Below are 24,203 nucleotides of genomic sequence, written 5' to 3'. Positions count from 1 at the left end.
TTTACACATTTTCTTTTTGTGATTGTGTAAACTTTTTTCAGTACAAGTCAAACCTGTTCACTATACCTATATTTATTAACGGCCAGTTCTATGTATTTCCGGTCGTTCAACCCTATTAACTGTGCATAAGCCAAAGTATCAGGTATTCCCCTGTCAAAGAACAGGACACCTTCCTCTTTTGCATGTGCAAGATACGAATCGACAGAGCGTTCCAGCATTATCTTCGTATATAACCCGGTATCTTTCCAGGGCAAGGCATCTCCTCCCTGCAGTTGTTGTTCTTTGATTATATCTCGTGCAACCTCTTTTACAGTCTTTAATCCATCTTTTTTAAGTTCTTCAATTAGCGATGTTTTACCTGTTCCAGGCCCTCCGGTAATCACATACAAGCCTTTATTATTCAACATGTTCAGTCACCTTTAAGATTGTTATGGTAAAAGGAAACACAATCCGGAAGAAAAGCTATAATGCCGGATATGTACTCGCAAATATACTGGATTATTTCTTTATATGTATCAATTCTCTCTTAAATTTAACATTTCACTTTTGTTTTCTCCTGTCAATCTTTCTACCTTTGTCCGCGAAAAGGGGGTGCCATACTGTAAACGGGCTGAGATTATACCCTGTGAACCTGATGCGGGTAATGCCGCCGTAGGAAAGACAGATAAGGCTTTTCCCTCCTTTGGTATGTAAACATGAAAACAGATACGACGTATCGCTATCCGGTAGCACTTACAATTGCCGGTTCCGACAGTGGTGGCGGAGCTGGCATACAAGCAGATATCAAGACATTCTCCGCCATCGGTGTTTACGGAGCTTCCGTCATAACATCGGTCACAGCTCAGAACACCCAGGGTGTCAGAGGCATTCAGGCTATTTCTCCCGAGATATTGAAAGGGCAACTCGATGCTGTCTTTGAAGATATTACGATCGATGCTGTGAAAATAGGAATGGTACATAACAAGACTGCAGCCGAAATTATCGTTGAAACAATAGACAAATTTTCTCCCGCATATATCATACTGGACCCGGTGATGATCTCTACCAGCGGGAATAAATTGCTACAGGATGATGCCATCGAAATCATAGTCCGCGAACTGTTCGTCCGAAGTACATTAGTCACTCCCAATATCGACGAAGCAGAATACCTGTCAGGTGTAAAGATCTTCTCCGAAAAAGACATGGATCTGGCTGCCGGGAAATTATTGTCCCGGGGCTGCAAGGCCGTTCTAATGAAAGGCGGCCATCTGAAAACAAAAGATATGACCGATATATTATATATGTCGGAGATGTCTCCTGTCCGCCTGTCCGCCGAAACGATAGAAACGACGAACGGTCATGGGACTGGCTGTACATTATCTTCAGCTATTGCTGCTTATCTTGCTTTGGGTATGAATCTGCCTGAAGCAGTCGGTTCTGCCAAAGAGTATATCACACAAGCTATTCAGAGTGGAAAAGATGTAAAAACGGGGCATGGTCATGGCCCTTTGAATCATTTTTTTGCCCCGGTTCCATTACATAAAATAGAAATGAATAGGTCATGAAACTGATAGCCATAACGACTCCTAATTTCTTTGAAGGCGAAGGTCTGATCCTGACGGCTTTATTTCAGGAAGGAATGGAAAAAGTGCATTTGCGTAAACCCCAGGGGGATAAACAGGTATTACGTTTATTATTAGATACCGTCCCGGAGGTGTTTCACTCCCGTATCGTCTTACATGATCATTTTGAACTGACATCGGAATATAATCTTGCCGGCATCCATCTGAACAGCAGGAACCATATTATACCGGAAGGTTTCAAAGGTAGTATCAGCCGTTCCTGTCATTCCTTACAGGAAGTAAAAGAAAATCGGCAACTCGATTATGTCTTTCTCAGCCCTGTCTTTGAGAGCATATCTAAAGAAGGATACGGTAGCGGTTTCTCTTTGGAAACTTTGCAGGATGCCGCTTCCCATAAGATAATAAATGAAAAAGTAATCGCTTTGGGTGGTATCAGTAACGAAACGATCCCATCGATCCGTTCAATAGGTTTCGGAGGCGTAGCCGTTTTAGGTGCATTGTGGGGAAAAGTGCCGGATATATCACAAAAAGAAACAATTATCAATCAATATAAAAATATACAACTATGCCTGAAAAGATAAACAGCCGGTATGCTTGTTTCACGGAAGAGAACACACTTCCGTTGATGTTCATCACACACCGTACTGAAAAATATACAGAAGAAGACCAGATCAAAATAGCCCTGGAAGGCGGATGTAACTGGATACAGATACGAATGAAAGACAATCTTACCCTCGAAGCTGCCGAAAAGCTGGTTCATTTAGCAGGATCATCCTGTCGGGTATGCATAGACGACAACCTGGAGATCGCTATTAAAAGCAAAGCTCTCACTGTACATCTGGGTAAGAAAGATATGCCGGTCAGCGATGCCTGGAAGATTATCCGTCAACAAGGATACGGCAACCTTTTCCTGGTAGGTGCTACAGCCAATACCTTTGAAGATATCGTGGAAGCAGACAGGCAGGGCGCCTCCTATATCGGTCTTGGCCCATATCGTTTTACAGAAACAAAAAAGAACCTGAGTCCGATACTCGGTCTCGAAGGATACAAAAGAATCATGGAACAATGCCGGGAAGCAGGACTAAAAATTCCTATATTTGCAATCGGAGGAATCCGGTATGAGGATATCGCCCCTTTGATGAGTACCGGAATTACAGGGATCGCCGTATCATCGGCTATTACCCAGGCGCCCGATCCTGTAAAGGAGATGGAACGTTTCTGTTTAATAATAAAAAAGTATAGCAAGCAAATAGATTTACATTGATCAAAATATAAACAATATAACAATGGCAAACAAGAAAAATACGATGCGTATCACCTACCCGTCATCGGAGAAGATATACATTCCGGGAGAGATCAACAAGATCAAAGTTGGAATGCGTAAGATAAAACTTCTGGATACCGTTACACTGGATGAAAACGGAGAAAAAGTTTGTAAGAAAAACAATCCGGTAATTGTCTACGACACAAGCGGACCATTCTCCGATCCGAAGATAAACATCGACATAACAGCCGGTATCCCACGTATCCGTGAAGAATGGTGCAGCAAGCGCAAGGATATCGAACAGCTGAGCGAACTTACATCGGAATACGGACGTAGCCGCCTGGAAGATAAAAGCCTGGATGCTATCCGTTTCCCGAAACGCCACCTCCCCTATCGTGCCAAAGAAGGTAAGAACATCACCCAAATGTATTATGCCAAACGCCGGATCATTACGCCTGAAATGGAATACGTTGCCATACGTGAAAACCAACAGATCGAGGCATTGGGACTGAAATCGTATATTACACCGGATTTTGTCCGCAAGGAAATAGCAGCCGGGCGTGCGATCATACCGTCCAACGTCAACCATCCGGAAGCGGAACCGATGATCATCGGTAAGAAGTTCCTGGTGAAGATCAATACGAATATCGGAAACTCGGCCCTCTCTTCCGGTATCAGCGAAGAAATAGAGAAGGCGGTATGGAGTTGCAAATGGGGAGGCGATACGTTAATGGACCTTTCCACAGGCGACAATATCCACGAAACACGCGAATGGATCATTCGTAACTGCCCTGTTCCGATGGGGACTGTTCCTATCTACCAGGCTTTGGAAAAAGTGAACGGAAATGTGGAAGCACTAAGTTGGGATATCTATCGTGATACATTGATCGAACAGGCCGAACAAGGTGTAGATTATTTCACGATCCATGCCGGTCTACTGAAAAGTCATATCGATCTGACGGCAACCCGCCTGTCGGGCATCGTGTCACGCGGCGGTTCCATCATGGCGAAATGGATGCAACTGCACAATGAAGAGAACTTCCTTTATACCCATTTCGCAGAGATTTGCGATATATTGAGCCGGTATGACGTAGCTGTTTCGATTGGCGACGGACTTCGTCCGGGTTCTATTTATGATGCGAACGATGCCGCCCAGTTTGCCGAGTTGCATGCAATGGGTGATCTGACAAAGATTGCCTGGGAGAAATTCGTTCAGGTAATCATCGAAGGTCCGGGACATGTCCCAATGAACAAGATACATGAAAATATGAAGGAGCAGCAATATGCTTGCCATGGGGCACCTTTCTATACATTAGGCCCGTTAACAACAGATATCGCTCCCGGTTATGACCATATCACTTCCGCTATCGGTGCGGCACAGATTGCATGGCACGGAACAGCCATGATCTGTTATGTAACTCCGAAAGAACATTTAGGATTGCCGAATAAAGAAGATGTACGTAACGGTGTGGTTGCTTATAAGATAGCTGCCCATGCAGCCGACCTGGCAAAGGGACATCCGGGTGCTCAGGTACGCGACAACGCTTTGAGTAAAGCACGCTTCGACTTCCGCTGGAAAGACCAGTTCAACCTGTCGCTCGATCCGGAACGGGCTTTGCAATACTATAAGGAAAGCGCTGTCACCGATGGGGAATACTGTACGATGTGTGGTCCGAATTTCTGTGCTATGCGCCTGAGTAAGGATTTACATAAAGAATGTAAAGAATAAAAAGAACGAGGGGGTGTCAAAAGCTAGTATTTACCGGACGCAGAATTCTACGATATCTGCGTCCGGTTTATTTGTTTTGACATACCCTCAAATTATTCATGCTTCCCTGAAAACAACCTTGCAGCCAGCGCATACCCTTCATTGTATAACGCTTCCAGCTTCTCCGGATTACTTTCCGTCCGCCCCACCTCCATCTTATTTTCAGGACGGATCACAAAGGCTTTCCCTTCCGCTTCCAGTTGGTCGATATAATCGAGTACTTCGTTATAACGCTTATATCTCAGTTTGAGTTGTTCACGTATAGCCGGATATTGTTTATAGATAAATCCTGGCAGATAAAAATTCTTATCTTTCTTGCGATACCCTTTATTCCGTGTCAGAATGATCACGTTTTTACTGAAACCGTCATCGATAGCCCGTTGGATGGGAATAGCATCACACACACCACCGTCTACCATCGGAATGCCGTCTACATGAGCAACCGGACAAAGGATCGGCAACGTGCAAGAAGCACAACAAATGTCCACCAACCTCTTTTTATCCTTCTTCTCTTCAAAGTATTCCGCCTTTCCCGTCAGACAATTACTCGTGACCATCACGAAGCGATCTTTCGACCTGAAGTAGGCATCATAATCGAGCGGATAGAGTTTTTCCGGATAAATATAGAACAGATATTTCATATCGATATATCCTCTGCCACGCAGAAAATGGTGCAGACCGATATAATTATATTCTTTCAATAAATCTATATTGCTGTAACGGGAGCGTCCCCGTTGCCGGGAAGCATACGAAATACCGTTGCTGGCCCCTGCCGACACTCCGATCGTATAAGGGAACCAGAGATTGTGGTCCATAAAGTAATCCAATACCCCTACTGTAAAAACGGCGCGCATTCCCCCACCTTCTAAAACAAGTCCTGTCTGATCATCTATTTTCATAATACGTAAAATTAAAAGACCATTGCCTGGCTCACACCGGACAATGGCCACAAAAATATAATAAATCAGCGATAAAAAAATAGTCTGTTTATAGAATAACTTCGTTCACTAGTGGACGATTTTGCCGGAAATCTTCGATGTTCTGCAAAGTCGTTTCTGCAATATTATGCATTGCCTCCTTGGTAAAGAAAGCCTGATGCGAAGTGACGATCACGTTATTGAAAGATAATAAACGTGCCAGCACGTCATCATCGATAATCTTGTCGGATTTATCCTCATAGAAATAATCTCCTTCTTCCTCGTATACATCCAGTCCGGCTGCCGAAATCTTCTTTTCCTTCAGTCCTTCGATCAGGGCATTCGTGTGAATCAATTGCCCGCGGCCGGTATTAATGATCATTACACCGTCTTTCATTTTGTCTATCGAATCCTCATTAATGAGGTAACGGGTCTGATCCGTCAACGGACAATGAAGCGAGATGATATCCGACCCGCGATATAATTCATCCAATGTCACATAAGTAATACCTTCTTCCTCCGCAAACTTATGATCGGGATAAAGATCATAAGCAAGGATATGCATACCCAACCCTTTCAATATCCGGATCAATATCTTGGCAATCTTTCCCGTACCGATTATACCGACTGTCTTTCCGTGCATATCGAATCCCATCAATCCGTTCAGGGAGAAGTTTCCGTCGCGTGTACGCCAATAGGCACGATGTATCTTCCGGTTCAATGACAACATCAATGCCAGCGAATACTCGGCTACGGCATAAGGAGAATAAGCCGGAACGCGGACGACCGGAAGTTTTCCTTTGGCAGCAGCAAGGTCTACATTATTAAAACCGGCACAACGCAGAGCCAGTAGCTTGACACCGTTGTCTGCCATCGCATCGATTACGGCCGCATCGGCTGTATCGTTCACAAAGATACAGACAGCGTCGGCATCTTGCGTCAGGACCACATTATTGGGATTAAGATGTCCTTTATAATACTTTATATCGTAATTATATTTCTCGTTTACCTGATCAAAGGAAGCTATATCATAAGGTTTAGCTCCAAAAAATGCAATCTTGTATGACATATTCATTTATTTGTTTTTATTAAAACAGATAAAAGATATGAAATGTTGAAAAAATATCTACTTTTACTCCCGTTTTAAACAAGAAGAATATATGCATCAACCTGTTAGGAAAGTAATTGCGGCAGGTGTCATTCTTTTAGCTGTTTTGGTTCTGCTTTCGTTTTCCATACGGAACATATTCGTACGGCAATACATCGACCGTAAACTGGAGAAGCTGGAAGAAACGCGCCGGATATCTGTTCATTACGACGACATAAGCATGATCGGTCTCAGCGGCATACAGATCAAAGGATTATCTGTGACACCGTCGGATGCCGATACGTTCCTGCGAAGCCATTCTTTCCGGGTGAAGCTGGACCGTTCCGCACTTCTTCTTTTTAAAGTCTCCGTAAAGAGTATAGAAGCCGACGACGTGAATATTTCCTTTATAAAGAAAGACAATACGTCCAATTTTGAATTTCTGTATCATTCTGTCCCATCTGCGGAGATAAATGCCCATACTGAAACAGAACAGAATTTTGCACGGAAGACAGGCAGGTTGTTCGGGCTGCTTTTCAAGTTACTTCCCGATAATGCGACCTTACGCAATCTAAGTGTTTCTTATCTGAACAAAGGAGATGAACTCCTGATCGAGATACCTTCACTGATCATAAAGGATAGCCGTTTCGCTACCGGAATACGAAGCACGGAAAACGGAATACGAAGCGAATGGGTTTGTGAAGGTTCGCTGCTGGACAAGGGAAAAAAGATCGAAGCACAGCTGCATGCCAAAGAGAATACAAAGATCACCCTACCCTTCCTGAACTATCGCTGGGGAGCACAGATACAGTTCGATACACTCACATTCAAACTGGAGGAAATACTCAAAAAGAATGAGCTACACGCTGTCCGGGGACAGGCACATATCAGCGGACTAACACTTCATCAACGACGCATTTCTCCCGATACAGTTTTACTGGACCGGGGAACTGTCGACTGCCAGGTGAATATCGGAAAAAACTATCTGGAACTGGATAGTGTCTCCCAGGTAAACTTCAATCAATTGGATTTTCATCCTTATCTGAAGGCTGAGAAAAAAGACGACTGGCATATAACTGCCTCGGTGAATAAACAGGACTTTCCGGCAAATGACTTGTTCGCATCCCTGCCGAAAGGTTTGTTTTACAATCTGGAAGGATTAAAAGCCGACGGAACATTATCATATCGGTTTTTACTGGATGTCGATTTTGCCTCATTGGATAGCCTGCAACTGGAATCGTCGCTTACCGCCCGCAATTTCCAGATCATTCAATATGGGAATACCGATCTGCGAAAAATGAACGAACCGTTCGAATATACCGTTTACGAGAATGAAGAACCGGTGCGTACGTTCGAGGTCGGTGAAGGCAATCCTTCTTTCCGGCCTTTCCCGGCTGTATCCCGTTATTTGCCTCTGGCCATCATGCAAAGCGAGGATGCCGGTTTCTTTTATCACAATGGTTTTATCCCGAGTGCGATCCGTGAATCCCTGATACTGGACCTCAAAGAACGGCGGTTTGCACGGGGTGGAAGTACGTTGAGTATGCAGCTGGTAAAAAATGTCTTCCTGAGTCGTAACAAAACGATTGCCCGGAAACTGGAAGAGATGTTGATTGTCTGGCTGATAGAAAGTAACCGTCTTACCTCGAAGGAACGGATGTTTGAAGTCTATCTGAATATCGTCGAATGGGGACCGCTTGTCTACGGTGCAGCCGAGGCTTCACATTTTTACTTTGCCAAAGAACCTTCGGCCCTGACTTTAGGAGAATGTATCTTCCTGGCAAGTATCGTACCTAAGCCGAAACATGTTCGCTATTGCTTTGAAGGTTTGCAATTAAAACCCTATTATACGGAGTTCTATCAGGTAATTCTTAGTCGTCTGGTCGATCGCGGACTGATAACGCCTCAGGAAGCAGAAGGTATACGTCCCGAAGATTTGAAAATAACAGGACCTGCCAAATATTACTTGACAGATACCCACTAAATATTCATTGCAACCAACAATTGTATAAACAGTTTCTTCTTCTATCCTGTTTTTTATATAGCTTTGCACAACTATGTATAACAATTAAAGCAAAAAGAAAATGTTTAAGAACAAAGCTTTGTGGATTACACTTGCCATTATCGTGGTACTTTTATTTGCCGGATACTCTTGGGTAAAAAGTACATACAACACAATGGTCACACAGGATGAAGGAGTAAAAACAGCCTGGAGTCAGGTAGAAAATCAATATCAGCGTCGTATGGACCTGATCCCAAACCTGGTCAATACAGTAAAAGGATATGCTACTCATGAAAAGGAAACATTGGAAGGTGTAGTCAGTGCCCGTGCCGAGGCCACCAAGACCACCATCGATCCGTCTAACCTGAATGAAGAGTCGATGAAGAAATTTCAGGCTGCACAGGGAGAACTGAGCAGTGCCCTTTCTCGCCTGATGGTCGTACTGGAACGTTATCCGGACCTGAAAGCCAATCAGAACTTCTCTGAATTGCAAGCCCAACTGGAAGGAACAGAGAATCGTATTTCCGTAGAACGTAAGCGTTTCAATGAAACCGCACAAACGTATAATACTTATATCCGCAGTTTCCCTACCAATATCCTCGCCGGTATGTTCGGATTCCAGCCGAAAGCTTATTTCAGTGCGGAAAGTGGTGCCGAGAAAGCTCCGAAAGTAGAATTTTAATTCGATAAGTTCAGATAAAAATGAGAAATCTGAATAAAATACTGACGGATAATCGCCTGCAGGCTTTACTGCTTGCAGGTCTGTTCCTGTTCTCTATTTTCCCGCTACAACTTTCTGCAGCACAGGATTATACTATCGAGACAGTTCCAAATGTCCGTCTCTCCGACCGGAGCAATCATGTAAGCAATCCGGATGGGATCATTCATCCGCAGGATGTCGAGCATATCAACCGTTTGCTGCAGATTGTAGAAGACAGTCTGGGGATCGAAGTGGCCGTAGTTGCTGTGGAAAGTATCGGTGATAATGACGCCCGTATGTTTGCCACAGACCTGTTTCGGCATTGGGGATTGGGAAAGAAAGACAAAGACAACGGCCTTCTGATCCAGCTTGTCACTGAGCCGTCACAGCGTTCGGTTGTTTTCGAGACTGGTTACGGTATAGAAGGTATTCTTCCGGATGCGATCTGTTACCGCCTGCAACAAAAATACATGATTCCTGATCTGAAAACGGGCGATTATAGTGCCGGTATGCTGAAAGGGGTTGCCGCAGTAAAAGAATACCTGATGGCAAGCGATTATGAACGCGCAGCCATGACCGGAGGAAATACCAGCAGACAAACGGAAGGTGACGATCTTTTTCTATGGCTATTCCTGGTCATGATGATCATTTTTCCTGCCGGGATCTTTATACTTGTATCCATCCTCAAATACCGTCCTCGTATCTGTCCCCGTTGCGGACAAAAAACATTGGTATATGTGGGCCAGCAAGTGATACAAAGGGCTACTTACAGTTCAGAAGGATTGGCAGAAGATACCTACAGATGTAAGAATTGCGGCTATACAGAAAAGAAAAACCGTCATATCAGCCGGTTAAGACGCAGTACGGGACCTATCATCATTGGCGGCAGCGGACGAGGCGGAGGCTTTGGAGGCGGTTTTGGTGGTGGCGGTGGCTCCTGGGGCGGAGGACGTTCGGGGGGCGGCGGTTCTATTAGTCGTTTTTAAGCAAAATAAGTAGTCTGATTTGCGTAAACAGGGTAGATATTTTACCGAAAACAGGTAGAAAAGTTATTTGAGATCCCCTTCTTCATCCGGTTTACACCCGGGTGTAAACAATAACGAGACCCGGGTGCTGATGCTATTCACACCCGGGTCTCACCGTATTTTTCTACCTACTCTTCTGAAAATAAACTATATACTTTATCAGAATATCTCCTTATATATTCTTTTAATGAGAGTATGATAGGTACTATGATAGTTAAAACAAACAACTATCATTATACATATCACTGATTATAAATAACATATATCGATTTATGATAGTATGATAGTTGTTTTGCAAAACATGTTTGTACTATCATGAATTTAGTAGTCAAAACAAACATACATTTGAAACCACATCATTGCAGCTATCATCAAGTAATAATTCCATGTATGACCACCGGATATGAGCATCTGTATATTGTTTCTTATCATCAGTTTAGAAATGCTGTTGCTATGTATGAAATATGGATATGAACATATAAGCAGCGCATTAAATCGATCAGAGCTTTATCAGAATACCCCTTTTCATATGTTGAAAGAGTAGTAAATTGCTAAGAATATTTGCATATATTAGGTAAGTTACCTACATTTGCGTAATTAATTACATATCTACTTAAATAAAACCGATAAAACATGGATTTCTTTAATCAAACAGGTAAAATGGCAATTGGTAGCAGGCTACGGATGTTAACCGATAAAATAACTAACGATGCCGAACGGATTCACAAAATGTATGGAATAGACATTCGTGCAAAATGGTTTCCTGTCTTTTTCGTATTAGCACATGGGGAAGCAAAAACAATTACTGCTATCGCAAAGGAAATAGGACATTCTCATCCTTCAGTTAGTAATATTGTAAAAGAGATGGTTACAAGAGGAATTGTAAAGGAGACAAAAGATAAGTCTGACGGAAGAAGAAACTTAATAATGCTATCTCCCAAAGGAAAAAAAATGTCAGAGATACTCATCGAAGAATGCTCTGATATGACCGTTACTATAGAAAATATTTCATCTGAAGCGCATAATGATTTATGGCAAGCCATTGAAGAATGGGAATGTTTATTATCAGGCAAATCATTACTGGAACGTGTAAAAGAGGTAAAAAAGCAAAGAGAAAGCAAGGACATTCAAATAACACTTTATGAACCTTGTTATCAGGAAGCTTTCAAGTCGCTCAGTGAAGAATGGATAAACAAATACTTCAAAATGGAAGAAACCGATTATGCAGCAGTCAATAATCCCCAAGAGCTTATTATAGATAAAGGGGGAGAAATTTTTGTTGCACTTTACAAAAACGAACCTGTTGGTGTTTGCGCTTTGCTTAAAATGAATGATGAACATTATGATTATGAGTTATCTAAACTTGCTGTTAGTCCTAAAGTACAAGGGAAAGGCATCGGGCTGCTTTTAGGGCAGGCTGTTATCAATAAAGTAAAAGAATTAGGGGGGAGAAATCTGTACTTAGAAAGCAACACTGCTTTAAAACCGGCAATTCATATCTATGAAAAATTAGGTTTTAAAAGGATTTTTGGGCATAGTACATCCTATCAGAGATGCAATATTCAAATGGAATTGATACTAAAATGAATAAAATACTATGGTGAGTAAATTGTTTATCTTGAGTATTGCACAACTATGCACAAAAAAATCTCAGCTCCTCCAGAATAACACTACGCAAAATAGTATGAATAAGCAAGAAAGATGCAAATTCGTGGGACTTTTTCGACTAAACTTTAGCCCCACGATTTATCCACCGATAATATGCTTGAAACGACTATTTTCTGCGATCTTCCCAAAAAAAAGAAAGCCCTGATAACATCTAATTATCAGGGCTTTGCTTGATTTTTCTTTTATTTTCAGTGATCCGCCTGGGATTCTCCTTGCAGAGTTACCACGCTGATATTTAAAACTTTATATTTTTTGCTTCAAGCATATCCCATGATTTATCCCACTAATTTGCTACGTGCTTTTGCGGTAGTTTGCTCATGGAGAATACTGAGGGTAAAGATAACTCTTTCTTATCAAGTTTGCAAATTCAAGAGATTGTTATCCTGATGAATTTATTGTGTATTTGTAGAATAAACTAATGATTGTGCTGCGGAATAAACTAATAGCTGTACATCAGAGTAAACTAACTGAAATATAAAGTATCATATTTTCATATCGGCAAGCCTGTTCGTCTTTGTCTGATAAAGTATGAGGTGTTGCCTAAAGCACAAGAATAGATTTGTCTATCTCTTGAGCATCTCTTATCAGAAGTGTCTTAGTGCTTGCTGTCTACTGTTTATAGACTTACAATTTATGCTTAAATGTCATGTAATTCAATACTTATCATCTCATAAATACGTAAATCTAATGACGTTTTCTGTAATACGCAAGTATAATATCCTGCATACACCCTGCAATGCGCACTAATTAAGAGCATTATTTTACTTGAAATACGCACTTTTTTGTCTATTTATAATTTATCCTGTATTCAAATTAAATTATAGTTGTAGGAAAAATAATAAACTGAAGTCTTTGCGGTCTGGCTAACATTATTTATATTTGCTCCTATTACAATATTAATAAAATGACTGAAGGCGCAAAAAATAAACCAATCAAAGATAAGCAACTTGATGCAGGACTATCCCAAAGAACTTGTGTTACTATCTTCTTGGCTTGTTTCGAAAGGATATCCGTATGAACTTCAACAATAGTATAGGAGAAACGGATGGATGAGGGCAGTTGGAACAGGTGTGATGTTAAAGGTAGGAGACCCATTTCTACTGTCCAGTAGCTTACAGCTTTGCAATCTCAAGCAGGTTAATTTTCTTGTTGAACTTACACCTTCATTAATTTCACAAAAATAGTAAAATAAGTGAATCATGAAAGCATTTAAAAATCATCAGTCAATCATTGAAGATTACAAGAAATTTCTAAAAAGTTTCTTCACTATTTCTGATAGACGGATAAAAGAAGAAGTAGAGAAGAAATTTGAAGAGAACTCGAGTTGCGATTCCTATATTCCTGAACCACTTATTCAATTCAACCCTTCCTATAAGACAGGTTTATCTTTGGATGATATCCCGGGGGCTCACTCAGAACTAAAAAATATCCTGGGAAAGTTTAGCCTTTATCATCATCAAGTGGAAGCCATTAAGAAAGGAATAGAAAATAAAGGATTTATAGTCACGTCGGGAACAGGTTCAGGTAAATCACTGACATTCCTTGCCACTATATTTAACGATGTTCTGAAGAGTCCGGGAAAAGGAATCAGAGCAATTATTGTATACCCGATGAATGCCCTGATCAATTCACAAGAAGAAGAAATTAAAAAATATGAGATAAACTATCTAAAGTCACTACTTCGACCAAATATTCCTTTGCAACAACAAAACGAAGGACTGGATGAGCAGATAACGGAACTCAAGTCGCTGACTAAAGGAACTTTTCCTGTGACTTATGCTAAATATACTGGACAGGAAAATGCCACAACTAAAGAAATTATTCGGGAAGAAGAACCACATATTATTCTGACCAACTATATGATGTTGGAACTGATTATGACCCGGTATGAAGAAAGAGTATTTAGAGAATCAATGTCTAAATATCTGAAATTTTTGGCTTTCGACGAATTACACACATATAGAGGTCGACAAGGGGCGGATGTAGCTATGTTAATCCGGAGAATTAAAAATCTGTGCAACAATAAACTTGTTTGCATCGGAACTTCTGCTACCATGAGTTCAGAAGGAAATGCAGATGAAAGGAAAAAAGCAGTCGGAGCCGTTGCCGACCTAATTTTTGATGAAAGTTATTCTCTCAATCAAATCATTGGAGAACAATTGGAAACATCTACCGATTATGCTGAACAGATTCCCTCTTCATCTCAGTTAAGCCGATCTGTCCATGAATCTATTGATTCAAATGATGGTGCTGACAAATTTAAATCTCACCCTTTGGCTATTTGGCTTGAACGCAAAATTGCACTTGATGATACGAACGGATATTTTGAACGGGGAAAACCTCAACCTCTATCTGCCATCATTCAACAATTATCCAAAGATTCTGGAGAAAATTCGGACGATTGTAAAAATGCAATGGATGGATTATTAGGATGGATAGAGCAACTAAACATAAAAGCTGCTGATGAAAATCCAAGAAAATCCTATCTGCCATTCAAAATTCACCAATTCATCTCTCAAACTGGTACAGTACAAGTAACTCTTGACTCAAGAGATGCCAGATACATAACACTCAATGATGAACTTTATACAAAGATAAACGGTGCTGAAACGCTATTGTATCCGGTGTTATTCAGCCGTTATTCGGGTGTAGATTTTCTATGCGTAAAGCTCATTAATGATAAAATTATGCCACGAGATCCAGATAATATGGATGACTTGCCGCCAAAAATTACACAAGAGGACATTAAAGCAGATAAAGTAACAGGGAGGCAAAAACGTATCTTAAATATCGAAGATTTTCCTTATGGATATTTAATTTTGCAAGATGATGATGAAGATGAAGTATGGAATGAAGACGACAAAGATTATCTCCCAGATAGCTGGTTTACAGAAACATTGAAATATGGTAGAAGAATAAAAAACTTTTATGAGTATCGCTTGCCTCAATTATTGCATTTTGACAAAAATGGCAATTATTCCTGGAAGAATGACAATAAATTGCCATTAAAAGCCTGGTATATACCTGCGTATCTATTATTCGACCCGACGTCAGGTATTATTTTCGATTTAAAGACGAATGAAAATACTAAATTGTCGCGATTAGGGAATGAAGGACGTAGTTCTGCCACAACCATATTAGGAGCAAACATATTAAAATCTTTATCTGAGAATAATATTCCACTCAGGAACCAAAAGTTTTTGAGTTTTACAGATAATCGACAAGATGCATCATTGCAAGCAGGTCATTTCAATGATTTCTTTACCATAGCCCGTTTGCGTTCTGCAATTCATAAATCCGTTAGAAATAACCTTGATGGGCTGGATAGTAATCGAATTGGCATCGAAGTTTTCAAAGAACTCAATTTACGCGAAGATGAATATGCAAAGTACCTTTCCAAAAACCCGAATTGGCCTGATGAAGGGAACATAAATGCTATTCAAAAATACATTATCATAAGAATTTTATATGATTTGAAATTAGGGTGGAGATATACTACTCCTAATCTGGAGCAAACAGCTTTAGTGCAAATAGGATACAAAAAGCTGAATGATTTTTGTAAAATAGATAGTTTCTTTTCCCACCTGAGTTGGCTAAAAAATATGTCTTCTGAGGAGCGGGAATATACGTTCACACAAATCCTGAACTACTTCCGTACCTCATTTGCCTTTGACCACATTTACTTAGTACAAAAAAGAGAAGAAATTGAGACTGAGCTAAAGAACCTATTAGATGAAAAAAAACCATGGTCTTTGGATTTTGAAGAAAAAATAGATGTCCCCTATGTGTTGCTTCCCTATTCAAAAGGTAAGGCAAAAACAAGAGAATATACAGCTTCTATCGGCCCTGCGAGTTATTTAGGGAAATATATAAAAAGGCTTGTCAAGGATAGAACCGGACAAATTCTAAAGCAAGATGATTTATCAAAAGAAATAGATACAATTTGCCAAATTCTGGTAGAAGGGCATTATTTGAATCAAATACCTGTAAAAACAAGTGAGGGAACGATGCATGGCTACCGCATCCGTGTTGACCACATCCTTTGGAAACCTGGAGATGAGGTGCATACGCTCAGAGATGAAGTCCGCTTTATGAAATATAAAAATATCGAGAGTACCCCTAATCTTTATTTTCAGGACTTTTACAAGCAAGACTTCAAAACCTACGAAAGACAAGGAAAAGAACATACCGGACAGTTGGGAAATGCAAAACGTATCGAACGGGAAGATGATTTTCGTGAAGGCAAGCTCTCAGCCCTGTTTTGTAGTCCTACTATGGAATTGGGAATCGATATCAGTCAATTGAATATTGTTCACATGCGGAATGTCCCGCCACGTCCCGACAATTATTCGCAAAGAAGCGGACGTGCTGGGCGAAGCGGACAGTCAGCATTGGTATTTACTTTCTGTTCTCAAAAATCACCTCACGATCGTAATTACTTTAAGGACCCGACAAAAATGGTTCATGGATCAGTTATTCCGCCAAGGATGGATATCACCAACATGGAATTGATAAGGAGCCATCTAGATGCTTTTATCATGATGGAACTGGGGATTGATATCAAAGTTTCCATAAGTGAAATCATCGATATCAATAAACCGGAACTGCCGGTTTATGAGCATATCAGATTAAAAATAGAAGAAATACAAAAACACCAATTCCTGCAATGGGCCAAACAATTTGATAACATACTTCGAAATATCAATAAAATAGATGATACAAGTTGGTATAGTGACAAGAACTGGCTGATTGATCAAGTACAATTTTTTTATAAAAGGTTTGACAATGCATTCAAACGGTGGAGGATATTATATACAAATACCAAAAAAACACTGGAAGAGGCTCACTCGGTTATATCAACCCCCAATAGCCCTAAAATTGGTGATGCGAAGAGGATGCAAGCCATAGCGCTAAGACAGAGAGATTTATTGCTTAACAAAAGCAATTCTTCATCCGGAAATGAATCAGAATTTTATGTGTTTCGTTATCTTGCATCAGAAGGTTTTCTTCCGGGGTATAATTTCACACGTCTCCCTGTACGTACTTTTGTCGGAAATAAATCTGCCGAGCAGGGAGAATATGTCTCTCGCCCACGTTTTATCGCCCTTAAAGAATTTGGTCCCAACAACCTTATTTATCATGACGGGAGTAAATATAAAGTCGTTAAAATGCAGCTCAACCAAAATGGGGAACAGATGCATACCATAAAAATATCGAAAGAAACTGGTTATGTGTTTGTAGGGAAAGAGGCAGAGAATGCAAGCAATGATCCTATTACAAGAAAAGAGCTTAAAGACTTTGATTCTTTTGAGAAGTTTTCCAATGTTGTAGAATTAAACGAATCCGAAGCTAGAATAGAAGAACGTATATCCTGCAATGAAGAATACCGTACATCGCAGGGATATGATATCGACCATTATTTTTCTTTTTCCAAAGGAATCGACAATACGCAAAAAGCAATAATTAAAGCGGCAGAACATGATTTGTTGCAGGTTATTTATGACCAGTCGGCTACGTTACTACAAATCAACAATAAGTGGAAAATTACAAAAGATGATTCATTTCCTATCGGAACAATTTCTGGACGCTGGAAATCCAGAATTGAGGCGGAACAATCCAATCCTGATGAACCTATTGCAGGGGTAAGAATATACACCACCACTACTTCAGATATTTTGTATATCCAACCTGTTAAAGAGTTGCATTTGAAAGAGGAAGGAGTATGCACCTTAGCTTATGCTTTAAAACGGGCCATTGAAAAGGTCTGCCAAGTTGAAGAGAGCGAAATCGGTGTTTGGATAATGGGGAAAAATGAAAGCAAGAATATTCTTCTGTACGAATCCTCTGAAGGTAGTCTGGGAATACTTAAAGATCTACTGAATAATGCTGCTCAACTTCAGGCTATTTTCAAAGAAGCTTATAATCTGTTAGGATTCGATCCGGAAACATTAATCGATACACGTCCTGATACTCCAAAAGCTTCTTACGACGATTTATTATCTTATTATAATCAGCAATATCACGAAAAATTAGATCGTTTCAGCGTCAAAGAAGCGTTAGAGAAATTGATGCGATGCAATATAGACAATCAACAAGGTGGTCGCACATTAGAAGAACAGTACAATTATCTGCTTCGAACTTACGACCTCAATTCGTCTACTGAGAAACCGCTAATTGAATATTTATACCGGAACGGTCTTAAATTACCTGATAAGGCTCAAATGAACATTCAAAACTTATATGTAAATGCCGATTTCGTTTATAAAATATCTGACAACCAATTTGCCTTGATATTTTGCGACGGTTCAGTACACGACCAATACGAGATTAAAAAGGAGGATCAAATGAAGCGTCAGAACTGTAGAGACGCCGGATACGAAGTCGTCGAATGGCATTATACGGAGCCTATCGAGGAATTTGTAAAGCGAAATAAACATATATTCAAAGTTGTGAGGTAAAATGACAGAATCAATCACCAATCAGGATATCAAACCGGGAATGCTCGTTTACTTCCGACATCGGCAGTGGGTAGTACTCCCTTCCAATGATAAAGACATCGTGCAGCTGAAACCCATCGGGGGCTCAGACGCAGAGGCGACGGCAGTATATCGTCCGCTACAATTGCCCTCCGACAGCATGTATAAGGCAGAGTTCCAATATCCGGAGAAAAAAGATTTGGCAGATTTTCAATCGGCTAAAATTTTATACAATGCCGCCAAATTATCTTTCAGAAATGCTTGTGGTCCTTTCCGTTGTATGGGCAAATTAAGTTTTCGTCCACGTTCCTACCAGGTAGTTCCGTTAGTCATGGCCTTGAAACAAAAGGTTGTACGATTACTTATCGCCGACGATGTAGGAGTCGGGAAAACCATCGAAGCCCTTATGATACTGAAAGAACTGATTGAGCGGGGTGAAATAGAACGTTTTACCATTATTTGTTTGCCACACTTGTGCGAACAATGGCAAAAAGAATTGAAGGATAAATTGGATATCGATGCCGAAATAATCCGTTCAAGCACCATTGCTTCCTTGGAACGAAAATTGCAAGGTGATATTTCAGTATTCAAGCATTACCCCTATCAAGTAATATCCATCGATTATATCAAGTTGAAAGATAAACTGGGGCGAAGAGAGATGTTTATGAATGATTGTCCTGAATTGGTAATTGTTGATGAGGTTCACACCTGTGCTCGCCCTGCGGGCAAAGGCGACCAACTGCGATATGATTTATTGAAAGAGGTAAGTTCCCGACCCGACAGACACATCGTGTTGTTAACCGCAACACCTCATAGTGGAAAAGATGAAGAATTTCAATCGCTTATTGGTCTTTTGAACCCCGAATTCGCCGAATATAACATCTCCGGGATGGATGAAAATAAGCGAAAAAAGTTAGCCCGACATTTCGTTCAACGAAAGCGTGAAAACCTGAAACGCTGGCGTAAACATTCGGAAGAACAGAATCCCTTTCCCGAAAGAGATTCAAAGGAAATTCGTTATTCATTATCAGAAGAATATTTGAGCCTTTACAACGGAATCCTTGATTTTGCTCGTGGGTTGAGCACACAAACCGGGAAGAAAATTAAAAATACTTCTCCAATTAAGTATTGGGCAGCCTTGGCTTTGCTACGAGGTGCCATGTCAAGTCCGGCAGCCGGACTAAGTATGTTGAAGAACCGGAAAAACAAGCTTTCTGAAGAGATCCAGGAAGATGAGGAAGATTTCTATTTCAGAAGTACACTTTTTGATAAAGAGTTGAATCGGGATGACTCTCTGACAACAAATGCGATTAACGAATATGAGGTACAGGAAAAAAACGACGATTTTCTGGAAATATTGACTCAACGAGCAGAGGAACTGTGCAATTACCCTTCTGACAATAAATTATCCAAAGCAATTTCTGTATTATCCGACTGGACAAAAGGGGTACAAGAAATAGTCGATGGAGTAAAACAAAAGGTTGTATATCACCCCATTGTATTCTGCAAATACATTCAAACAGCCAAATATATTGGAGAGAAACTGAAAGACTATTTTGGAAATAAAGTGCAGGTAGTGGTGGCTACGTCCGAACTGGCCGACGAACAACGTCGTGACCTGATAGACTCTATCCATCCAGATAAACCCCGGATACTGGTTGCCACCGACTGTTTAAGTGAAGGTATCAACCTGCAGGAGTTATTCAATGCCGTCTTGCATTATGATCTTCCCTGGAACCCGAACCGTATTGAGCAACGCGATGGGCGTGTCGACCGTTTTGGTCAGGAAAGCCCTAGGATAAAAACATTTATTCTCTTAGGAGAGAATAACGATGTAGATAAAATCGTTTGGGATGTACTCATCAAAAAGATATATGAAATCCGGAATAGTATCGGGGTAAACATATCCATCGGCGATGATGACAGTTCGGTCATGGAAGGATTGATAAAAAAACTGATTACAGGGGAAGAAGAAGCCAGCAATAAGCAACTGAGTCTTTTTGCTGACGACCACATCACCAATGTGATTGAACAAATGCGGCGGAAAGCAGAAAACATACGTAGTATTTTTGCCCATGAAGCTGTCAGTGCGGAAGAAATTGAAAACGAGTTGAAAGAAGTAGACGATGCCATTGGAGATATTTCTTCCGTAGAATCTTTTGTAACATCCTCTATTATTGCTTTGAGAGGGACTTGTACTCCGATCTATGCCCGGAAAACAAACAGGGAAGATGGGATTCAATCCTACAAACAGGGATATAGAATCGATTTGACCAATCTTCCGACACATTTGCAGTCAATGCTGCCAAAAAATGGTAAGAATATTACCATCTGCTTCGAATCGCCTACCCCTGCCGGGCTCGTATATGTCGGGCGAAATCATAAATTTGTGGAGCAGCTGTGCCAGTTTATGCTATCATTAGCAATTGATATGAATAAGAACTCAGCCTATCCACGGGTAGCCAGAAGCGCTGTCGTGCTCACACAGAAAGTAAAAACTCGTACAACACTTATTCAATTCCGCGTGCGGAACGTAATTCGTGAAATCGGCAGTAAACGAGAAGTCATTGCAGAAGAAGTATTCTTATGGGGATACGAAGGAAGTCATGCTGATAGTCGTATATTGTCCGAAGATGAAAGTAAACAACTACTTTTTGAAGTAGAATCAGAAGAAAATATGTCGCAGGAATCACAGGAGAACGAATTTGACTATGAGCAACAACGGTTTTCTTCCAAAGCTGAGGCTTTTAAAGAAGTGGCGCAACAACGGGCCGATCACTTGGTCGAAGCACATGGGCGTTTTCGTTCACTAGTAGGCGGAAAAAGCTATGAAACTGTTATTCCCGTTTTGCCACCCGATATTCTGGGAGTATATATTTTCAAACCTGTAGCAACTCCATTATTTTAAGATTGAAAGAATATGAACAATACATCCGTCAATATACAAGGAAATATTATCTCGAGTGAAATCATTGAGAAGATTCGTTCGGAAGAACAAGGATATTATCAACGACCTTCGTATTTCGATACAGATCACTCCCTCCGTGAGGAAATAGGTAATGCATGGATTAACGCCAAAGCACTGTGGAACATATTTAAGTCTAAAAAAGAACGGGTTAAAGATGAAGATAGCGGTACTACCGAAACCCGGAAATCTTGGATGGAGCCTTTCCTTGCCGAATTAAACTTCACTGCCACCAAAGCACTTGTCTACCAACATGCTGAGAGTGGTAAAAGATTTGATATCAGCCACAGGGATGACGAACTAGACGGGTTTCCTATACATCTGGTTTCCTTCAAACAAAGCCTTGACAAAGCCACTGTCAACGGAAAATCGTCCCCACATGCACTTGTACAGGAATACCTGAATAAAGTGGAGCATACTTATGCGTTGGTTAGTAATGGAATATTCCTGCGATTGCTTCGCGATTCATCCCGGATTGTGCGAATCAGCTATTACGAGTTCAACCTCGAAAAAATGATGGAAGAAGATCTGTTCTCCGATTTCGCTATTCTGTATCGCACATTACACTCCTCGCGATTTAAACAAAAAAATGATTTTCCTGACGGATGTATTTTTGAAACGTACCACTTGCAATCGTTGGAATCCGGTTCCCGGCTTCGAAGTAGCCTGAGCAGTGCTGTTATTAACGCTCTGGTAGGGTATCCAAACGGAATCGTTTCTGCTAAAAATCAAAACTTCAAGAAACAAACAGGTTTAGCCAACGGATTTATACAAAATCCGCATAATTTGGAACTGAGAGAACAAATAGCATCTGGAAGAATTGCTGCAGATACGTTTTACGCCGAATTATTGCGATTGATATACCGCTTTCTTTTTCTGATTGTAACTGAAGAACGGGACCTTGTATATCCGGAAACGAGAGATGAGGAAGTCCTACGGAAGAAGCAAATTTATTACCGGTATTACAGTATTGAGCGACTCCGGAAACTGGCCGGAAAACTGCTATATGCCGATAATAGTAAAGACGACCTGTGGGAGGGAATGAAATCTACATTCATGTTGTTCGAAAACAAATATTACGGGGAAAAACTTGGTATACAAGCCCTTTCATCCGGCATTTTTGCAACAGATGCTTTACGTACATTGATGACACTCCGTTTGGACAACTGTACATTGATAGATACGATTGCTGGCTTATGTTTTTTTGTCAATAATCAGACCGGACAAACCGTACGAGTGAATTATTCGGATCTGGATGTGGAAGAGTTCGGCTCTGTATATGAGGGATTATTAGAGTATAGCCCTGCTTTCAATCTAAAGAACGAAACACCTCACTTTCAGCTCAAAGAGGGAAAATTCAGAAGCGATTCCGGTTCGCATTATACTCCAGAAGAATTATGTAAACCACTTATTCAGTATTCTTTAGAGTATATTCTCGAAGAGAGGTTACTGCAATCGAAAATAGATAAAACAATCCCCCTGCATCGTATCATTGGTCAGGAGCGTGAAACAGCCATAAGAGCATTGCTTGGAATTAAAGTTTGTGACGTAGCATGTGGCAGTGGGCATTTGTTGCTTTCTGCTGCCCGGAGAATCGCTTTGGAAGTGGCTCGTTTATATACAGGAGAAGAGCAGCCTAATCCGGTGGCAATGAGGCAAGCCATGCGGATAGTTATTAAGAATTGCATTTATGGTGTTGATAAGAATCCGTTGGCCGTCGAGCTTTGTAAAGTCGCTTTATGGTTGGAAGCCCACAATCCGGGCGAACCGCTCAATTTCCTCGATCATCACATCAAGTGCGGAGATTCGATAGTCGGGTTAGGTCATAAAGACGAGTTGATGAATGGTATTCCGGATGAGGCTTTCAAAGTGCTTCCGGAGGACGATAAAGAGATTGCAAAGCTTTATCGAACGGAGAATAAAAAAGGAGCCGGCTTGATTCAACAAATAGGATTGTTTGAGAACAAAGTTGGTGACTCTCTTGAAGAACTTATTAAACAGTTTGATTCACTGAATCAAATGCAGGAAAATACGCCAGAACAAGTTGCAGAAAAAGAAAGGCAATACCGGATGTTGATGAATAAATCAGCTATGCAAAGATTGAGAACTTTGGCAGACATGCAGGTTGCTCAATTCTTTGTACCCAAAACGGATGAGAATAAAAATAAGTTAGTCACAAACAAAGATTATTTTGAATATCTCCGGGGAGGTCAGATTCCAATGCAATTAGCGAGTGGAATAATTGAGGTATTTACTAAATATCAATTCTTTCATTGGTTTTTAGAGTTCCCAGAAGTCTTCACACAAGGTGGATTTGATTGCATTATAGGGAACCCGCCGTTCCTTGGCGGACAAAAGCTAAGTGGAGCTTTTGGAAATAGTTTTTTGAAGTTTGTAAAATATGCTTATAAGCCTGCCGGGGCAGTTGATCTTGTTACTTATTTTTTCAGACGGATTTTCAATATTCTACGGCCAAATGGTTTTCAATCATTAGTATCTACTAATACTATATCTCAAGGTTCCGCTCGTGAAGGAGGATTAGATGTCATTTGTTCGAAAGAAGGTGTCATTAACCATGCGGTTCGTTCTATGCGCTGGCCGGGTGATGCGGCTGTCGAGATTTCGCTTGTTACCATCCATAAAGGAGAGTGGAGTAAAGATATAGTTTTAGATAAAAAGAAGGTCGAAAGAATCACTCCTTATTTGGATGATTCCGAGGTGTTGGGAAATCCATATCCTCTGAAACAGAATGCTGGGAAAAGTTTTATC

Annotated in this window: 14 protein-coding genes and 1 riboswitch; of the genes, 11 read left to right on the top strand and 3 right to left on the bottom strand. The window is 40.7% G+C overall.

Annotated features, from left to right (window positions below):
* Nucleotides 1–47: 47 nt before the first annotated feature.
* A complete protein-coding gene (locus DWW23_RS25715) occupies nt 48–407 on the bottom strand; it encodes an AAA family ATPase (protein ID WP_233564458.1) in 360 nt (119 codons plus the stop codon).
* A 175-nt stretch (nt 408–582) separates the two neighbouring features.
* Nucleotides 583–668, top strand: a riboswitch (TPP riboswitch).
* 27 nt (nt 669–695) lie between these two features.
* Here DWW23_RS25715 and thiD point away from each other — a divergent pair.
* The 4 genes from thiD to thiC are packed head-to-tail and all read left to right on the top strand — an operon-like array spanning nt 696 to nt 4,555.
* Nucleotides 696–1,544: a bifunctional hydroxymethylpyrimidine kinase/phosphomethylpyrimidine kinase gene (gene thiD, locus DWW23_RS25710; RefSeq protein ID WP_122357319.1), complete on the top strand. Its 849-nt coding sequence runs from the start codon at nt 696–698 to the stop codon at nt 1,542–1,544.
* On the top strand, nt 1,541–2,143 hold the full coding sequence (locus DWW23_RS25705) for a thiamine phosphate synthase (protein ID WP_122357318.1): 603 nt from the start codon (nt 1,541–1,543) through the stop codon (nt 2,141–2,143). The genes thiD and DWW23_RS25705 overlap by 4 nt, the downstream gene beginning before the upstream one ends.
* Entirely contained in the window at nt 2,128–2,826 is a 699-nt protein-coding gene (locus tag DWW23_RS25700; protein ID WP_122357317.1) for a thiamine phosphate synthase, read from the top strand. Before DWW23_RS25705 ends, DWW23_RS25700 begins: the two co-directional genes overlap by 16 nt.
* 22 nt (nt 2,827–2,848) lie before the next feature.
* A complete protein-coding gene (gene thiC, locus DWW23_RS25695) occupies nt 2,849–4,555 on the top strand; it encodes a phosphomethylpyrimidine synthase ThiC (protein WP_122357316.1) in 1,707 nt (568 codons plus the stop codon).
* 92 nt (nt 4,556–4,647) lie between these two features.
* Here the strand turns inward: thiC and DWW23_RS25690 are convergent, their stop codons facing one another.
* Together DWW23_RS25690 and DWW23_RS25685 are read right to left on the bottom strand one after the other, a co-directional pair.
* Entirely contained in the window at nt 4,648–5,493 is an 846-nt protein-coding gene (locus DWW23_RS25690) for a patatin family protein (RefSeq protein WP_122357315.1), read from the bottom strand.
* A gap of 88 nt (nt 5,494–5,581) precedes the next feature.
* Nucleotides 5,582–6,580 (bottom strand): 2-hydroxyacid dehydrogenase, encoded by a 999-nt coding sequence (locus tag DWW23_RS25685; protein ID WP_122357320.1) that lies wholly within the window; start codon nt 6,578–6,580, stop codon nt 5,582–5,584.
* A 91-nt stretch (nt 6,581–6,671) separates the two neighbouring features.
* Here DWW23_RS25685 and DWW23_RS25680 point away from each other — a divergent pair, with 91 nt between their 5' ends.
* The 7 genes from DWW23_RS25680 to DWW23_RS25645 all read left to right on the top strand — a co-directional run.
* Nucleotides 6,672–8,582 carry a biosynthetic peptidoglycan transglycosylase gene (locus tag DWW23_RS25680; protein WP_122357314.1) on the top strand — a complete coding sequence of 637 codons (1,911 nt, stop codon included), beginning with the start codon at nt 6,672–6,674 and terminating at the stop codon, nt 8,580–8,582.
* Nucleotides 8,583–8,682: 100 nt separating this feature from the next.
* Nucleotides 8,683–9,282 carry a LemA family protein gene (locus tag DWW23_RS25675; protein ID WP_122357313.1) on the top strand — a complete coding sequence of 200 codons (600 nt, stop codon included), beginning with the start codon at nt 8,683–8,685 and terminating at the stop codon, nt 9,280–9,282.
* 20 nt (nt 9,283–9,302) lie between these two features.
* Nucleotides 9,303–10,286 carry a YgcG family protein gene (locus DWW23_RS25670; RefSeq protein WP_122357312.1) on the top strand — a complete coding sequence of 328 codons (984 nt, stop codon included), beginning with the start codon at nt 9,303–9,305 and terminating at the stop codon, nt 10,284–10,286.
* Nucleotides 10,287–10,958: 672 nt separating this feature from the next.
* The gene (locus DWW23_RS25660; RefSeq protein ID WP_122357311.1) at nt 10,959–11,912 is read left to right on the top strand and encodes a bifunctional helix-turn-helix transcriptional regulator/GNAT family N-acetyltransferase; all 954 of its coding nucleotides are present in this window, start codon (nt 10,959–10,961) and stop codon (nt 11,910–11,912) included.
* Between the two features lie 1,280 nt (nt 11,913–13,192).
* On the top strand, nt 13,193–18,451 hold the full coding sequence (locus tag DWW23_RS25655; RefSeq protein ID WP_122357310.1) for a DEAD/DEAH box helicase: 5,259 nt from the start codon (nt 13,193–13,195) through the stop codon (nt 18,449–18,451).
* A gap of 1 nt (nt 18,452) precedes the next feature.
* A complete protein-coding gene (locus tag DWW23_RS25650; protein ID WP_008659858.1) occupies nt 18,453–21,377 on the top strand; it encodes a helicase-related protein in 2,925 nt (974 codons plus the stop codon).
* A gap of 12 nt (nt 21,378–21,389) precedes the next feature.
* A partial coding sequence (locus DWW23_RS25645) for a DNA methyltransferase (protein WP_122357309.1) occupies nt 21,390–24,203 on the top strand: 2,814 nt, incomplete at its 3' end.

The organism is Parabacteroides sp. AF14-59, from assembly GCF_003479515.1.
Taxonomy (GTDB): Bacteria; Bacteroidota; Bacteroidia; order Bacteroidales; family Tannerellaceae; genus Parabacteroides; species Parabacteroides faecis.
The sequence above is the reverse complement of the archived record's forward strand: the minus strand, read 5'-3'. Positions and strand labels throughout refer to the sequence as shown.

Bases quoted from the DNA above. Each gene is read 5' to 3' on its own strand.
- DWW23_RS25650 (WP_008659858.1), top strand. From the start codon at position 18,453: ATGACAGAATCAATCACCAATCAGGATATCAAACCGGGAATGCTCGTT.
- DWW23_RS25715 (WP_233564458.1), bottom strand. From the start codon at position 407: ATGTTGAATAATAAAGGCTTGTATGTGATTACCGGAGGGCCTGGAACA.
- DWW23_RS25705 (WP_122357318.1), top strand. From the start codon at position 1,541: ATGAAACTGATAGCCATAACGACTCCTAATTTCTTTGAAGGCGAAGGT.
- DWW23_RS25700 (WP_122357317.1), top strand. From the start codon at position 2,128: ATGCCTGAAAAGATAAACAGCCGGTATGCTTGTTTCACGGAAGAGAAC.
- DWW23_RS25675 (WP_122357313.1), top strand. From the start codon at position 8,683: ATGTTTAAGAACAAAGCTTTGTGGATTACACTTGCCATTATCGTGGTA.
- DWW23_RS25660 (WP_122357311.1), top strand. From the start codon at position 10,959: ATGGATTTCTTTAATCAAACAGGTAAAATGGCAATTGGTAGCAGGCTA.
- thiD (WP_122357319.1), top strand. From the start codon at position 696: ATGAAAACAGATACGACGTATCGCTATCCGGTAGCACTTACAATTGCC.
- DWW23_RS25690 (WP_122357315.1), bottom strand. From the start codon at position 5,493: ATGAAAATAGATGATCAGACAGGACTTGTTTTAGAAGGTGGGGGAATG.
- thiC (WP_122357316.1), top strand. From the start codon at position 2,849: ATGGCAAACAAGAAAAATACGATGCGTATCACCTACCCGTCATCGGAG.
- DWW23_RS25685 (WP_122357320.1), bottom strand. From the start codon at position 6,580: ATGTCATACAAGATTGCATTTTTTGGAGCTAAACCTTATGATATAGCT.
- DWW23_RS25670 (WP_122357312.1), top strand. From the start codon at position 9,303: ATGAGAAATCTGAATAAAATACTGACGGATAATCGCCTGCAGGCTTTA.
- DWW23_RS25680 (WP_122357314.1), top strand. From the start codon at position 6,672: ATGCATCAACCTGTTAGGAAAGTAATTGCGGCAGGTGTCATTCTTTTA.
- DWW23_RS25655 (WP_122357310.1), top strand. From the start codon at position 13,193: ATGAAAGCATTTAAAAATCATCAGTCAATCATTGAAGATTACAAGAAA.